The organism is Oceanobacillus halophilus, assembly GCF_003628505.1.
In the GTDB taxonomy this organism is placed as follows: Bacteria; Bacillota; Bacilli; order Bacillales; family Amphibacillaceae; genus Oceanobacillus; species Oceanobacillus halophilus.
On the sequence record NZ_RBZP01000001.1, the window covers coordinates 727,751 to 743,696 of the forward strand.

General features: G+C 35.2%; 13 protein-coding genes and 1 other annotated feature (1 of these 14 only partly in view). Of the genes, 2 read left to right on the forward strand and 11 right to left on the reverse strand.

Going from position 1 to position 15,946, the window contains the following annotated elements; translation table 11 throughout:
- Window positions 1–218, reverse strand: a binding site (T-box leader) (it extends 19 nt beyond the left edge of the window).
- 131 nt (window positions 219–349) lie between these two features.
- Window positions 350–538, forward strand: a complete 189-nt coding sequence (locus D8M06_RS03730) for a hypothetical protein (protein ID WP_121202992.1) — start codon at window positions 350–352, stop codon at window positions 536–538.
- On the opposite strand, the gene D8M06_RS03735 is transcribed toward D8M06_RS03730, so the two are convergent.
- The 7 genes from D8M06_RS03735 to hemA form a co-directional block, all read right to left on the reverse strand.
- The gene (locus tag D8M06_RS03735) at window positions 535–1,548 is read right to left on the reverse strand and encodes a protein kinase family protein (protein WP_121202993.1); all 1,014 of its coding nucleotides are present in this window, start codon (window positions 1,546–1,548) and stop codon (window positions 535–537) included. The two genes, D8M06_RS03730 and D8M06_RS03735, sit on opposite strands and share 4 nt — an antisense overlap.
- 62 nt (window positions 1,549–1,610) lie before the next feature.
- Complete coding sequence (gene spoVID, locus D8M06_RS03740; protein ID WP_121202994.1) at window positions 1,611–2,765, reverse strand: stage VI sporulation protein D; 1,155 nt, start codon at window positions 2,763–2,765, stop codon at window positions 1,611–1,613.
- Window positions 2,766–3,393: 628 nt separating this feature from the next.
- Window positions 3,394–4,680: a glutamate-1-semialdehyde 2,1-aminomutase gene (hemL, locus tag D8M06_RS03745; RefSeq protein WP_121202995.1), complete on the reverse strand. Its 1,287-nt coding sequence runs from the start codon at window positions 4,678–4,680 to the stop codon at window positions 3,394–3,396.
- Window positions 4,681–4,691: 11 nt separating this feature from the next.
- Window positions 4,692–5,669, reverse strand: coding sequence for a porphobilinogen synthase (hemB, locus tag D8M06_RS03750; RefSeq protein WP_121202996.1), 978 nt, complete (start codon window positions 5,667–5,669; stop codon window positions 4,692–4,694).
- A gap of 5 nt (window positions 5,670–5,674) precedes the next feature.
- Window positions 5,675–6,439: a uroporphyrinogen-III synthase gene (locus D8M06_RS03755; protein ID WP_121202997.1), complete on the reverse strand. Its 765-nt coding sequence runs from the start codon at window positions 6,437–6,439 to the stop codon at window positions 5,675–5,677.
- On the reverse strand, window positions 6,439–7,368 hold the full coding sequence (gene hemC / locus D8M06_RS03760) for a hydroxymethylbilane synthase (RefSeq protein ID WP_121202998.1): 930 nt from the start codon (window positions 7,366–7,368) through the stop codon (window positions 6,439–6,441). The genes D8M06_RS03755 and hemC overlap by 1 nt, the downstream gene beginning before the upstream one ends.
- Before the next feature lie 168 nt (window positions 7,369–7,536).
- A complete protein-coding gene (gene hemA / locus D8M06_RS03765; RefSeq protein WP_121202999.1) occupies window positions 7,537–8,913 on the reverse strand; it encodes a glutamyl-tRNA reductase in 1,377 nt (458 codons plus the stop codon).
- 253 nt (window positions 8,914–9,166) lie between these two features.
- On the opposite strand from hemA, the gene D8M06_RS03770 reads away from it, so the two are divergent.
- A complete protein-coding gene (locus D8M06_RS03770; RefSeq protein ID WP_121203000.1) occupies window positions 9,167–9,649 on the forward strand; it encodes a LiaI-LiaF-like domain-containing protein in 483 nt (160 codons plus the stop codon).
- Window positions 9,650–9,680: 31 nt separating this feature from the next.
- On the opposite strand, the gene yihA is transcribed toward D8M06_RS03770, so the two are convergent.
- The 4 genes from yihA to tig form a co-directional block, all read right to left on the reverse strand.
- On the reverse strand, window positions 9,681–10,262 hold the full coding sequence (gene yihA / locus D8M06_RS03775; protein ID WP_121203001.1) for a ribosome biogenesis GTP-binding protein YihA/YsxC: 582 nt from the start codon (window positions 10,260–10,262) through the stop codon (window positions 9,681–9,683).
- Between the two features lie 2 nt (window positions 10,263–10,264).
- Window positions 10,265–12,580 carry an endopeptidase La gene (gene lon, locus D8M06_RS03780; protein ID WP_121203002.1) on the reverse strand — a complete coding sequence of 772 codons (2,316 nt, stop codon included), beginning with the start codon at window positions 12,578–12,580 and terminating at the stop codon, window positions 10,265–10,267.
- 248 nt (window positions 12,581–12,828) lie between these two features.
- Window positions 12,829–14,109, reverse strand: a complete 1,281-nt coding sequence (clpX, locus tag D8M06_RS03785; protein WP_121203003.1) for an ATP-dependent protease ATP-binding subunit ClpX — start codon at window positions 14,107–14,109, stop codon at window positions 12,829–12,831.
- A gap of 419 nt (window positions 14,110–14,528) precedes the next feature.
- The gene (tig, locus tag D8M06_RS03790) at window positions 14,529–15,815 is read right to left on the reverse strand and encodes a trigger factor (protein ID WP_121203004.1); all 1,287 of its coding nucleotides are present in this window, start codon (window positions 15,813–15,815) and stop codon (window positions 14,529–14,531) included.
- Window positions 15,816–15,946: the final 131 nt, after the last annotated feature.

Below are 15,946 nucleotides of genomic sequence, written 5' to 3' on the forward strand. Positions count from 1 at the left end.
TGATTTCCGTGGTACCACCTTTGTTTACAAGTCACCTATAAAAATAGTGATTTGTACACTTCATTCAAATAACGGCTTGCACCGGCCTCTCCTACTGCAATTTCAAAGAAGCTGCATCATGGGCGACCTTCCAAAATAAAAAATCCTAGGAAATTTTCAGCGCTTGATTTCCCTCTCTGTAGGTTTTATTTCGTACTCTTCCCAATCATTGCATTTACTTATTAATATTCATTATTTTATAGCTAACTCTTCAATACGTCAACAGATATTACAGTTTTTCACATATTAGGTGTATATATACATAGTATATAAAAACTATTCGAATAAGGTGAATGAAGGGGTGATTTAATTGGCAAGATACTACAGATATAAACTACCGCCTTGGGCAAGACGATGTATCTTTGTTATTGAGAGAGTAACGTTACCAATACTTATATTTCAATTAATTCGTACCATTTTTTTCCCAACTACCTTTGATTTAATTTTATTAGGAATATTAGTAGGGATATTAATTTCCTTTTACTTAAAATGGATTTAAGTTTCCAAATCATCAAATTTTATCGTTTCATATTCTTTTTCTATATACTCAGACCATTTTAACCCAAATAAGATTTTTCGATATTCATGTTGCAATGTTTGAACGAAATGTATCATGGATTCCGTTCTCATGGTATTCACATATTCATATATGGTTTGGACATATTTTCCAGGTGATAATAAGTAAATAGAAAATAATTGCAGCTCTGGTAATTGCAATTGATTAATTTTAGTGTACGTAGGAAATAAATCAATGTAGGAATTAGTTGTTGGATCATATTTGCCTATCTCCTGAGAGAAAAAACGTACCAAATCCATAATAGGGCTCTCATATCGAGCGTTCTCCCAATTGATAAAATAGGGACCTCTGATATGCGAAGCATTTAAGTTGGAGTGGCATAATGAATAATTCCAGGTAAGTTGTTCCTCTCCTTTCTCTTCGTTTAACAAGCGATGTATACGTTTATCTACTTCAACTAATGCAAAATCGATATCACGAAACTGTGTACAGACAAGCAATTCAAACGGCGACATATATCTATGTTTTTCAAATTGCTGAACGAATGTTAGTAAATGACGCCTTGCATCGTTGCAAAAGGATTGATACGTTATAAATCTCTTAGATATTTTATCCTTAGAAAGTTTTTGAGTTCTCCTTGTTTTTACGTGCATTGTGGCTAGTGTTTCATAAAATTCTTGAATCCACGTTTCATTACTAAGTTGCTCCCTCTCCTCAACCCAAGGACTTAGGTAATATACAGTTTCATTTAATGGGTAAAATAGATTCCCTTGTTTTGTCAGGTATACTGGTAATACTGCTTGTAAATTTTGAGCATTAGCAACTCGATAAACATTTTCCCATTTTTTTAATGTCCCCTCTGTTAATGAACTTATCTTTAAAGCATAATTTTGGTAATTGTCTTTTACTTCGAAGAGCCTTGGCGTTACTTCTTGAATCTTAAGTGGACGTATACCATAGGCACTTAAGACTTTATATAAATCATCTTGCAATCTACTCACCACCTTAAACGTTAGATACCCCTTGAAGTAAATTCAAGGGGTATTTATAGTCATTATTCCTTATTGGAAGTTGACTTATTTGCTGGAATATAAAGTAATTGTCCTTCTGAAACATCAAAGTCTTCTTCCAGTTGATTTTGTTTGATTAGTTGCAAGGGACTTACTTTGAAACGTTCTGAAATTGTCTCGATTGTATCATCTTTCTGTACGATACATAGTCTCATTTTCGTATATTCTTCTTCATCTGAATTTCTGAAGACGTCAGAAAGATAGCTTATGTCCTCATCGCCATCATCAGTTGTATTTTCATAAACAATTTCTGTACGATTGTTATCATCATCATAATCGTAATCATCATTGTCCTCATTATCGAATTCATCGTTATCATCATTGTTATCATATAAATCATCATCATCATCTGCTTCTTCAATAACATCCTCTTTCGGTGCGAAGAAATCAGAAAATGACTGCGTTTGTGTTTTAAAAGACCATCTGCCTTCTTCTTTTTGTTGCTTTTCCTCCACTTCTGTTTCTTCAGGCTCTGATAGTGTAGGGGTTTCTGAAAGAGTTAAGAGATCTTCTGTTTGAGTTGATTCTTCTTGCTTTTGTGTAATCTCGAATTCAAAAGATTCTTCTTCTCTTTCTAGTGATGTCTCAGAAGGCTCTTCGGATTCTTGGTCTTCCGATTCCTTTTCTTCAATTTCTAGCTCAGGCTCTTCTTCAATAGCTGTTTCTTCTTCCACTCTTGGTAATTCAGCCTCTTGATCAATACCGTGGATTGCAATAGTAGAATATAACGTCAAATGGTTTTGTTCAGGTAACTCATAATCAAAAGAATCCACACTTACTGTTACATCATCCAAATTAGAAATTCGATACGTTGGAACGGAAATTTCTACTGGAAACTTATGGGAAAATTGCACAACTGTCCCGTCTATTTCTGAAACGTTTTCTACGTAACGTTTTGCTTCCAGATTAGTAAATTCAGTAATAGGATCCTCTTCTACCTGTTCCTCCTCTACAGTAAGAACTTTCTCATAGTCTCCTTGTAATTCAATAACTCCTCTTATGGAAATATAGTCATTAAAAGCTTGAATAGTAATCTCAGGATCTAAAGATATTCCCCTAATTTCCGCAACTTCCTGTCCCCTTTCAAAATAAAGGGCTTCATTTAATTCAAAGGTAAATACAGATTGATCACCAGACAACTGACTTCCTCCCTTCTAGCATTAACCTATATGCTTTATCCGTCTTAGTTATCTATATGAACACCATAAAACAGATATGCATAAAAATCGAACTGCCTTGATAATTAACACTGAAACAACTTTAGGAAAGAAATATTAGATTCAGATTAGTATTACTCTCGCTCGCACTAATGATTAGTTTGTGCAGACATTCGCACCGGCACGGCACAGCCTCCCTCGCAGAAAACGGTTACTGTTCCTGCGTCTGCTAGTAACGCTTCGAAGTAGGCTCAGCAGCTCCCGCGGAAAGCGTAGTGTATTTCCGTAGCGGTGTTTAGCACCTTACTATGAATTCAACAATTTCTATCAACTAATTTACGAAAAGACCAAATTTATTTATGGTTTACTATCACATAAGCAGTTCTTATTTGAAAGATTGGTGCTTTTAACCATGACTTTAATTTACATTTCATATAGAATGTGAATACCCTTAATTCAAAATACTTCTCAATATTCGATACAGAAATACACTACGCTATCTGTACTAATCCAATCTATATTAGTGTTGTTATCATAGAAGCTGTGGTAGAGGTAATTTTCTTTTTAAAAAAATAGCTACTCCAAGGAAGGAGTAGCTATTTCGATAATATTATTTAATTTTTGAAAAGGCTGTACGTACTGCTTGAATTGTTTTCTCAATGTCTTCATCCGTATGTGAAGTGGATAAGAAAAGTCCTTCAAACTGAGAAGGCGGGAGGAATACACCCTCTTCAATCATTGCTCGATAGTACTGTGCAAAATAATCTAGATTAGATGTTTTAGCTGTTTCAAAGTTAATCACTTCTTCGTTTGTAAAGAATATACCAAGCATGGATCCTGCACGATTAATATGAAGTGGTATGTTAAATTCATCTGCTGCTCGCTTATAGCCTTCTACTAACGTATCAATTTTTTTATTAATTTCTTCATAAGATGTTTCATCTAGTGCTGATATTGTTTCAAATCCAGCAGTCATTGCTAACGGGTTACCTGATAAAGTCCCAGCTTGATAGATAGAGCCTGATGGTGCAATTTGTTCCATAATTTCTCGTTTTCCTCCAAATGCTCCTACTGGTAAACCGCCACCAATGACCTTACCCAAACAAGTTAGGTCTGGATTGACATTATAATATCCTTGTGCGGAATGGTAGCCAACACGAAATCCCGACATTACTTCATCAAAAATTAAAAGTGTACCATTTTCTTCTGTTATTTTTCTCATGTCTTGTAAGAAACCTTCATTTGGTGGAACCACTCCCATATTTCCACATACAGGTTCCATAATTACAGCAGCTATATTTTCTCCATAATTTTCAAAAGCTAGTTTGACGCTTTCGAAGTCATTAAACGGTACAGTAATTGTGTTGCTTGCAATGGACTTTGGTACACCAGGGCTGTCTGGTAAACCTAAAGTGGCAACACCTGATCCAGCTTTAATTAGTAAAGAATCCCCATGACCATGGTAACTTCCTTCAAATTTCAATATAATATCTCTTCCTGTATATCCTCTTGCCAGTCGTATTGCACTCATTGTTGCTTCCGTCCCAGAATTAACCATTCTTACCATTTCAATAGATGGAACTCGATCGATTACTAACTGAGCAAGTTTATTTTCCTTTTCAGTATTCGCTCCAAAACTTGTCCCCTTTGATACGGATTCGTTTAATTGACTGACTACTTGATCATTTGCATGCCCTAAAATAAGTGGACCCCAGCTCAATACATAGTCAATATATTCATTGCCATCGACATCAAAGATCTTTGATCCCTTACCTGATTCCATTACAACTGGCGCCATGTCTACTGACTTAAAAGCACGAACTGGTGAGTTCACCCCACCTGGCATTAAATCTATCGCTTCATTAAATATTTCTTTGGATTTTTGAAAGCTTTTCATAATAATCACCTCTACCTATTATCTTCATTTAACCATGCAGCTACGTCTTTTGCAAAATAAGTAAGTATGATGTCAGCTCCAGCACGTTTCATAGACGTGAGCATTTCCAGTACTAATTCTTTTTCATTAATCCAACCATTTTGAGATGCCGCTTTAATCATCGCGTATTCTCCACTGACATTATAAGCCACTACTGGTACATCACAATTATTCCTTACATCTCTAACGATATCTAAAAAGGATAGTGCTGGTTTTACCATAATAAAGTCAGCGCCTTCTTCGATATCAGATTCCGCTTCTCGTAATGCTTCTAAACGGTTTGCAGGGTCCATTTGATACGTTTTACGATCCCCAAATTGCGGTGCACTATCCGCCGCATCCCTGAATGGACCATAAAAGGAAGAAGCATATTTTACAGCATAAGACATAATAGGAATATTCGTATATCCAGCTTCATCTAAAGCTTGTCTTATCACTGCAACAAAACCATCCATCATATTAGATGGGGCAATAATATCTGCGCCAGCTTTCGCTTGAGAAACTGCCGTTTTAGCAAGCAATATCAATGACTCATCATTATCCACGTCATGGTTATGAATTACTCCACAATGACCATGGTCTGTATATTCACAAAGGCAAGTGTCTGCAACAATAAGTAAATCTGGAAACTCTTTTTTTACTTTACGTGTTGCTTCTTGGACGATCCCATCATCCACAAATGCACCTGTCCCAATTTCGTCTTTGGCAGTAATGACACCAAAAAACATAATGGCACGAATTCCAAGCTCATACGCCTCTCGAACTTCATCCACAAGCAAATCCATAGAAACTTGGTACACACCTGGCATGGAAGGGACCTCATTTTTTATATTTTCACCTTCAATAACAAACATTGGATAAATGAAATCATCTACCCTTAGGTGATTTTCTCTTACTAAAGATCTCATGGAAGTTGATGATCTTAGTCTTCTATGTCGCTTAAATTCCATCCTATCTACTCCTTATTGTTTATGTAATCAATCATACATTGAATCATTGCCTCAATAGTAAATTCACTATCTGGAGATAAGCATTTCATAAATCCTACTTCTTTTGCTCGCTGTTCTGTTGTCGTCCCAATACACACACATGGTTTGTTTATCGGGTAATCTGATAACGTCATAAAAGCATCCACAGCTGAGGGACTGCTAAAAGTAATAAAATCATAATCCTCTTGTAAAGCCTTGTTTAATCGGTCTCTATTTGCTCGTTTTATCATTGTTTTATAGACTTGAATACAGTCATATGAGATTGTCGCTTTTACAAATTCCTCTGGCAGTATATTTCTTGAGAGATTACCACGTACCAATAATACTTTCCCAGGATCTGGATAACTAGATAAAAACTCATCAGCCATGGTATCAGCATTGTAGATGGTTGGCATAAAATCAGCAGAGAAACCATACTTCTTCAATTTCATTTCTGTTTTATGACCAACAACAGCTATTTGAATATTCTTTAACGTTGAAAAAGATATCTCATATAACTGAAGTAATGTAAAGAAACCCTCTACGCCATTTGCACTTGTGAAGAAAATCCACTTATATGGATCCAATTCCTGCAATAAACGTTTATTTTCTTCATTCTCATCATAACTAATGGATAGAAGCGGGACTTCAATAGCTTTCCCGCCATATTGGGCAATCTTTTTTGAAAAACGTTTGGCACCTTTTTCGTCCCGTGTAACAATGATTTTCCTTCGTTGTAAAGGAGCGGACATTATTTGTCCAGCTCCTCTTTAACTTCCTCAACAATCTCTTTAGCACCTTGATTGATAAGTTTTGTTGCCGCTTCTTTCCCAACTGCTTCTGGGTCATTTCCACGAACTACTTCTTTTAATATAGTTTTACCGTCAGGTGTACCTACTAAGGCAGTTAATACAATATCATCTTTCTCAAGGTAAGCATATCCACCTATAGGGACCTGGCAACCACCTTCTAGAAGGTGGAGAAATGTTCTTTCTGCTGTTACTGTTCTAGTTGTGTATTGATCATTAATCTTATCTAACATTTTTCGAATTTCTTCATCATCTTCTCGACACTCAATTGCTAATGCACCTTGTCCAACAGCCGGAACCATTAACGATGGCTCCAAGTATTCCGTAACAATATCCTCATTAATTCCAGCTCGTTTTAAACCAGAAGCTGCTAAAATAATAGCATCGTAATCTTCTTCTTTTAGTTTGCGAATGCGCGTTTCGATGTTTCCTCGTATCCACTTTATAGAGATATCTGGTCTTTCCGCTAATATTTGTGCTGCACGACGCAAACTGCTGGTACCAACTATAGACCCTTCAGGTAAATCCTTGAGTGCCACTTTATTTTTAGATAAAAATGCATCCCGAGGATCCTCACGTACCGGAATAGAAGAAATCACAAGTCCTTCTGGCATAACAGATGGCATATCCTTCATACTATGTACCGCTAAATCAATATCTTTATTATACATCGCTTGTTCAATTTCTTTAACAAATAAGCCTTTACCACCAACTTTAGACAACGTAACGTCCAAAATTTTATCACCTTTGGTCACAATCTCTCTTATTTCAAACTCATTTTCAATACCTGACTCTTTTAGTTTATTAATAACCCATTTCGTTTGTACTAATGCGAGATTACTTCGTCTTGAACCAACTACAATTTTACGCATGAAAATCCTCCTAATTCATCAGTTGCTACTAAATCTTCCTACCCTTCTTATTCTAACCCTAATAAAGTACAATAGAAAAGTAAAAGGGTTGTATACAAAAACAGGTAACTGCGCACGGCATTGACTATTACTAAAAAACCAGAAAGCAATAATGCCTTCTGGTTTGAATTAATTGACCGTTTGTATTTGCTCTAGTTGTGGATAAGTAATATATTCACTTTTCTGCAAAGACATTAAAGTATCATCTTTTTTTGCTTGTTTTTCAAATTCAGTTCGTACTTCATCTTCTATACCAAAAATATCAATAAAGAGCTCGAGTGCGTGTTCAGCATGATTACCACCAGACATTTCTTTAGCTTGAGTAATTGGTTCTTTTAACAATTGATTGATGATACTTTTCGTATGTTTATTTAAGACTTTCTTTTCTCTTTCTGTTAGATCCGGCATTTTTCTTTCGATGCTTTTCATTGTTTCTTGCTGAATTGTCTGCGCCTTTTTACGCAATGCAGAGATTACTGGAACAACACCTAAAGTTCTCATCCAGTCTTTAAATAATACTATTTCATTTTCAAGCATAATTTCGATTTGCTGTGCCGCTGCTTTTCTAGCTTCCAAGTTGTTATCTACAATTCCTTGTAAATCATCAATATCATACAAGAAAACATTATTAAGCTCATTAACATCAGAGTCAATATCTCTTGGCACGGCAATATCTACTAAAAATAATGGTCGGTCAGAACGACTTAGGTGCGCTTTTTGAACCATTTCTTTGGTTAATACAGTGTTTTTTGAACCAGTTGAACTTATAAGAATATCTGCCTTCTCAAGTACAGGGATTAGTTCTTCCATTGGCTTGGGAATTGCGTTAAATTTTCCAGCTAATTCTTCCGCTTTCTGAACAGTACGATTTATAACAGTAACTTCTGTTGCACCTGAACCATGCAAGTTCTTTGCTGCTAATTCCCCCATTTTACCTGCACCTAAAATAGCAATATGCTTATTTTGAATATCACCAAATACTTTTTTCGCCAATTCTACTGCAGCATAACTAATGGATACAGCATGTTCTCCTATTGTTGTTTCTTTATGTGCTTTTTTTCCAAATGTAATTGCTTGTTTAAATAATTCATTAAAAATAGTCCCTGTTGTTTTCAGATGCTGTGAGGTTAGAAATGCTTCTTTTACTTGACCTAGAATTTGTGTTTCACCTAAAACCATAGAGTCTAAACCTGTAGTAACTCGCAGTAAATGTTCTAACGCTCCATCATTTTCCATAATTTGTAAATAAGGCGAGAATGATTCTTTTTCAATTTGAAACCAATCTGCTAAAAATTGTTTAATATAATATCGACCCGTATGGAGTTGGTCAACCACTGCGTATATTTCCGTACGATTGCAGGTGGAGACAATGACATTTTCCAATATACTTTTCTGTTTTTTCAACTCACAAATAGCATCTTCTAGATTGTTTTCTGAGAAGGTGAGTTTCTCCCTAATTTCTACAGGGGCTGTCTTATAATTCAATCCCACTTTTAGAATATGCACGTTTTCTACCCCCAACTAAATCAATGCCATATTGAATGATCATAATTAAAAATAATAAATTTAAATAAATAACTTTTATAAACATATTATTACTTATTATACCACGAAACTTCCATTTCTATTTTGAAAAATGTGAACAGAATCTGAAACTATTTATTTCATTCAAACGTATATATTTTAACTCGAATGTACTTTATCATACAATAGATAACGAATCAAGAAATCAACTCAAGTAGGAAAGGATAGAGCCAGTTTGAAAAAACAAAATTCATTAATCGCATACATATTGATAGGAATTGGATTATTTTTTCTGTTAAGACAATTGAAGATTCCTATTATTACAGATTTTTATTCCTGGCAAACGATATTAATTATTGTTGGCATTATTTTATTATTTCATAGTTACTCCACAAAGAGTTACCAGAATATACTAAGTGGTACGATTGTCTTGGGATTAGGAATACACTTCCATGGATTAGCTCATTATCGTTTTTGGATTGACCATTGGGCTGTGTACATATTGATTGTTGGTATTGCTTTTATCCTACGTGCAACGAAAACAAAGAGGGGATTTATTATTGGATTACTGCTAACCACATTAAGTATCCTATTAATTTTCTCAACCAAAGTTCCTGTCTATTTTCAATGGATTTATGATGTTGTACATCTAATAGAGCAATTTTGGCCCATTATTTTAATTATTATCGGCATTTACATGATAAAGAAAAAGAAATAATCCTCCCATAATGGGAAGATTATTTCTTTCGTTAAATATATTGTTTTATATATCTCCATGCTTCATCTTTTCCTTCCCCTGTTTCAGAGGAGAAGGGTAATAATACATCGTCTGTTTCCATTTGTAATGTTTGTTTTGTCCGTTTTATATGTTTTGGCCTTTTGCTCTTCGGTACTTTATCAAGCTTTGTTGCAACAACCATTACTGGAAGTTCATAGTATTTTAGAAAATCATACATTTGAATATCGTCCTTCGTTGGTTCATGACGAATATCTGTTATCAATACTACTGCTTTCAGAGTTTCCCGAGACTGAAAATATTCTTCCATCATGGTTCCCCATTTTTCTCTTTCTTTTTTAGAAACCTTTGCATATCCATATCCAGGGACATCGACAAAAAAGAAAGACTCGTTAATTTTATAGAAATTTAATGTTTGTGTTTTTCCGGGTTTGGAAGACGTTCTTGCTAAACTTTTTCGATTAATTAATTTATTGATAAAGGATGACTTACCAACATTCGATCTGCCAGCTAGTGCTATTTCAGGTATTCCTTCATTTGGATATTGTTTTTTACTTACTGCACTTATTACAATTTCTGCTTCTGTTACTTTCATACTTATTCCTCCACTAGTGCGTACTTTAACACTTCATCCAAATGTTTGACAGGAATAAATGTCAGTCCTGCACGAACACTTTCAGGTATGTTTTCTATATCCTTCTTATTCTCATCTGGAATAATTATCGTAGTAAGTCCAGCTCGATGTGCTCCTAGGGACTTCTCTTTTAACCCACCAATTGGCAATACGCGACCTCTTAAAGTGATTTCGCCAGTCATTCCTACTTCTTTTTTTACTGCTCTGCCAGTAAGTGCGGAAACAAGAGCCGTGGCCATTGTTATTCCTGCAGAAGGTCCATCTTTCGGTGTAGCCCCTTCTGGAACATGAATATGAATATCATATTTCTCATAAAAATCTGGCTCGATATGAAGTTCTTCCGCACGAGATCGGATATAACTGAAAGCTGCTTGTGCAGATTCCTGCATCACTTCTCCCAATTTACCTGTTAACGTTAACTTGCCTTTTCCCGGATAATGACTGACCTCAATTGATAATATGTCCCCACCAGCAGAGGTGTAGGCAAGTCCTGTTGCAGCTCCTACTTGGTTTTCATGTTCCATTAGGCCATATCGGAATACCGGCTTCCCTAACAAGTCTTCGATGCTTTTTTCCGTTATGATTACACGCTTTTTCTCTCCGGAGATTATTATTTTTGCTGTCTTTCGGCATAGCTTGGCTATTTGTCTTTCGAGCCCTCGCACTCCCGCTTCACGAGTGTATGTACGAATTAATTTTAACAATGCATTATCACGAATTTGCATATCCCCTTTTTTCAAGCCATTTTCCTTTAATTGCTTAGGAATAAGATGTTCTTTCGCAATATGCAGTTTTTCTACTTCTGTATACCCCGCGAGTGATATGAGCTCCATACGGTCAAGTAAAGGTCCTGGAATCGTACTCACGTTATTAGCTGTTGCAATAAACAGCACATTAGATAAATCATACGTTTCTTCTATGAAATGATCACTAAAATTACTGTTTTGTTCTGGATCTAGAACTTCAAGCATTGCAGAAGAAGGGTCCCCTCGAAAATCATTGGACATTTTATCAATTTCATCAAGGAGGAAGACTGGATTTACTGTTCCCGCCTTTTTCATTCCCTGAATAATACGGCCAGGCATCGCACCGATATAAGTTCTCCTATGGCCTCGAATCTCAGCTTCATCACGCACTCCACCTAAGGATATACGAACAAAATTTCGATTTACTGAGCTGGCAATAGATTTCGCTAATGAGGTTTTACCGACACCAGGTGGTCCAACGAGGCAAAGAATCGGCCCTTTAATGGAATTGGTTAGCTTTTGTACAGCTAAATATTCCAAAATACGTTCCTTCACTTTCTCCAAACCATAATGTTCTTCATTAAGCACTTTTTCTGCTTTATTAATATCTATATTATCTTGCGTCTTTTCTGTCCACGGTAAAGCAATTAGCCATTCCAAATAATTCCGAATAACAGAACTTTCGGCTGAACTCTGTGGTACTTTCTCAAAACGACCTAATTCTTTTAATGCAACATCCATCACGTGTTCTGGCATATTGGACTCTTCAATTTTTTCCTTTAACTGACCAACTTCACCAGTTTTGCCGTCTTTATCACCTAACTCTTTTTGAATAGCTTTTAACTGCTCACGCAAATAATATTCTTTCTGTGTTTTTTCCATAGAAGATTTAACACGTTGTCCAATCTTCTTTTCTAAATCCAGTACCTTTTTCTCATTAGATATAAGATGGATTAACTTTTGAATACGTTTTTTTACATCTAGTATCTCTAATATTTCTTGTTTTTCTTTTATCTTTAACGTTAAATGTGAAGCAATAATATCTGCTAAGCGTCCTGGTTCTTCTATATCCGACACAGTAGCCAGCGTTTCTTCACTAACTTTCCTAGATAATTTTATGTACTGCTCAAATTGTTTCAATAAAGATCTCATTAAAGCTTCTTCTTCATGCGAATCACCATGTACATCTTCAACTTTCTCAATTTCAACATGAAATTCGTCTTCTGTTTCCATATACCGTACTATTTCCCCACGATGTAACCCTTCAACCAATACACGAATGGTGCCATTCGGCAATTTTAACATTTGATTGACTTTTGCCAAGGTACCAATGGAATAGATATCGCTAGTTTCAGGTTCATCCATACTTATCTTTTTTTGTGCTGCAAGAAAGATTGTTTGATCATCCATCATAGCTTTTTCCAATGCTGCAACAGACTTATCTCTGCCAACATCTAAATGTAAAACCATTGTAGGGAATACAAGTAATCCACGTAAAGGAAGGAGGGGAATCTGAATAAGTTCTTTCGACATTTGTATGTAACCTCCGTTATAAAATATAAAAAAATAATATGTCCTTAAAGTTTATAGAAAAATTTTACATTTGTAAACTAAAGCATTTTCCACCTTAGTATTTACGATTATTATCATACTAAACATAACTTATTTAAACGTATGACGGAAAAAGAGACTAACTAAAAGCGAAAGCTCTTAAAATACAAGAACTATTATGCCAAGTCAGTCTCTTTATCCATATTATTTTGAGTTAAAATATGCGTTATTTAGGCACTTTCTTTTGGATGTTTTTTAATCCCTTTTTGGACGGTGCCATCACTAAATACTAAGGTAGGGCTACCATCTTCATTGATAACTGTCTCTTTAGTGATAACACATTTATCGATATCATCTCGAGAAGGCAATTCAAACATTACATCAAGCATAAGGGCTTCTATGATTGATCTTAAACCACGAGCTCCCGTTTTACGCTCAATTGCCTTCTTCGCTATTTCAATCAATGCTTCTTCTTTAATTTCCAGTTCCACATTGTCCATTTCAAATAGCTTTTCATACTGTTTTACTAAGGCATTTTTCGGTTTGGTAAGGATTTCCACAAGCGCATCTTCATCTAATGGCTCAAGTGCTCCAATAACTGGAATACGTCCTATAAATTCAGGAATGAGACCATAACGTAATAAGTCTTCTGGTAATACTTGTTGAAGTAATTGTCCCATATCTAACTCTTCTTGTTTGGAGTTGGCACCAAAGCCAATAACCTTCTTACCAAGACGACGTTTGACAACTTGATCAATTCCATCAAATGCACCACCTACGATAAATAAAATGTTCGTAGTATCAATTTGAATGAATTCCTGATGTGGATGCTTACGTCCTCCTTGAGGCGGAACACTTGCTACGGTACCTTCAAGAATTTTAAGCAATGCTTGCTGAACACCTTCACCAGATACGTCACGAGTAATGGAAGGGTTCTCCGATTTACGTGCAACTTTATCAATTTCATCAATATAAATGATACCTTTTTCCGCTTTTTCAACATCATAGTCAGCAGACTGAATTAGTTTTAGAAGAATATTCTCTACATCTTCCCCAACATAACCTGCTTCCGTTAACGATGTTGCATCAGCCATAGCAAATGGTACATTAATGATTCTTGCAAGGGTTTGGGCAAGTAATGTTTTACCACTACCCGTTGGCCCAATCATTGCGATATTACTCTTCGCAAGTTCTACATCATCATTTGTCGCTTTTGGTGTATTAATTCGTTTATAGTGATTATAAACTGCTACGGATAAATTCTTTTTCGCTTTATCCTGACCAATTACATAATCGTTAAGAATTTCGCAGATTTCTTTAGGTTTAGGAATTTCTTTTAATTCCATTTCTTCTTCCGTACCAAGTTCTTCTTCTACAATTTCAGTACACAATTCAATACACTCATCACATATATAAACACCAGGTCCTGCAACTAGCTTACGAACTTGATCTTGGCTTTTTCCGCAGAACGAGCATTTCAATTGTCCTTTTTCTTCATTAAATTTAAACATTCATTTTCACCCCTAAATATCCTAGAATCTAGGTTTCAATTTATAGCCATCATATCAGAAGAAGATAAAAAAACAAAATAAAAACCACTGTCACATAAAATTATCGGTGATACCTGGTATTATTTTATCTGGTATAGTTACTTACTTTACCTTATTATCTTCTTCTGTATCCGTATGTACTCTTTATTATCACCTAAATATAAGAATAGTCAACAATATTACTTATACTATATGACAGATTCAAAAAATAAGTCGTTATTCTTATAAAATATTGCAAAAGACTTTGAAATACTTAACTAATAGTAATTTATATGAAGTCTATTAAGTATCTCTTATAGAATAAAACAAGGTGCGAGATGATTCGCACCTTGTTGTCTATACCCTAATCTGTAATAGTAAAACATCCATTTTAGAATCTGTTATACAGCTTTGCTTTCTTCTACTAAGAATTCAATTGCTTTTCTCATTTGTAAGTCATTCTTAATAGTATCTGTGTTACCACCTAACATTGGAATAAGCTGCTCAGCTTCAATTCCATACATAGAACCCATCTTTTCTAATTCTTCATTGATGTCTTCTTCTGTTACTTCTATATTTTCCTCTTTAGCAATAGCTTCTAATGTTAAGTTAGTTTTTACACGCTTTTCTGCATCTTCTTTCATTTGTTCTTTCAATGCAGCTTCGTCTTGACCAGAGAATTGAGAATACATTTCCATTGTCATACCTTGCATTTGAAGGTTTTGTTCAAATTCTCTTACCATTTGTTCTAATTCAGTTTCTACCATAGCCTCTGGTACATCTACTGTAGCATTCTCTGAAGCTTTTTCAACTAATTGCTGACGTTTCTCGTTATCAGCATTTTGTTTACGCTCTTCTTCAAGTTGTTCTTTCTTCTTGTTTTTCAATTCATCAAGAGTTTCTGCTTCGTCGTCGACATCTTTTGCAAACTCATCATCTAATTCTGGAAGTTCTTTATACTTCACTTCATGAATTTTCACCTTGAAAGTAGCTTCTTTTCCAGCTAAATCTTCTGCATGGTAATCTTCAGGGAATGTAACTTTAACTTCACTGTCTTCCCCAGCTTTTTTACCAATCAATTGCTCTTCGAATCCAGGTATGAATGATTCAGACCCAATTTCAAGGGAGTGATTTTCACCTTTACCACCTTCGAAAGCTTCTCCATCTAGGAACCCTTCAAAGTCTATTACAGCTGTATCGCCTTCTTCAATAGTACCTTCTTCTTTCACAACAAGTTCTGCATGACGTTCACGAAGACGATTAATTTCTTCTTCTACATCTTCATCTGTAACTTCAACAGATTGTTCTTCTACCTCTAGACCTTTGTAGTCACCAAGTGTAACTTCTGGCTTCACTTCAACATTAGCAGTGAAAATTAACTCTTTTCCTTTTTCTATTTGCTCAATATCTACTTCTGGTTGTGCAATTGGGAAAATATCTGTTTCATCAATTGCTTTACGGTATGCTTCTGGAAGTACGATATCAACTGCATCTTGATATAGAGCTTCTACACCAAAACGTTTTTCAAACATGCCACGTGGCATTTTTCCTTTACGGAATCCTGGAACTTGAATATCCTTAACCACTTTTTTGAATGCCTGATCTAAGGCTTTGTCAAATTCTTCAGAAGATACTTCGAATGTTAGTACTCCTTTATTTCCTTCTTGTTTTTCCCATTTAGCTGACATATTCATTTCCCTCCAAAATCTATTATATCCTTACATAATTATGTAAAAAACGATAATTACTGTCATCTAGGTAATTTTTACAACCACTTTATTATAACATAAACCATATGGCTTTCAAGCATTTCTCTTTA

What these genes read in the sequence shown, in the direction of transcription:
- tig (WP_121203004.1), bottom strand. Translation starts at nt 15,815, where the DNA reads ATGTCAGCTAAATGGGAAAAACAAGAAGGAAATAAAGGAGTACTAACA.
- D8M06_RS03755 (WP_121202997.1), bottom strand. Translation starts at nt 6,439, where the DNA reads ATGTCCGCTCCTTTACAACGAAGGAAAATCATTGTTACACGGGACGAA.
- hemB (WP_121202996.1), bottom strand. Translation starts at nt 5,669, where the DNA reads ATGGAATTTAAGCGACATAGAAGACTAAGATCATCAACTTCCATGAGA.
- hemC (WP_121202998.1), bottom strand. Translation starts at nt 7,368, where the DNA reads ATGCGTAAAATTGTAGTTGGTTCAAGACGAAGTAATCTCGCATTAGTA.
- clpX (WP_121203003.1), bottom strand. Translation starts at nt 14,109, where the DNA reads ATGTTTAAATTTAATGAAGAAAAAGGACAATTGAAATGCTCGTTCTGC.
- lon (WP_121203002.1), bottom strand. Translation starts at nt 12,580, where the DNA reads ATGTCGAAAGAACTTATTCAGATTCCCCTCCTTCCTTTACGTGGATTA.
- hemL (WP_121202995.1), bottom strand. Translation starts at nt 4,680, where the DNA reads ATGAAAAGCTTTCAAAAATCCAAAGAAATATTTAATGAAGCGATAGAT.
- yihA (WP_121203001.1), bottom strand. Translation starts at nt 10,262, where the DNA reads ATGAAAGTAACAGAAGCAGAAATTGTAATAAGTGCAGTAAGTAAAAAA.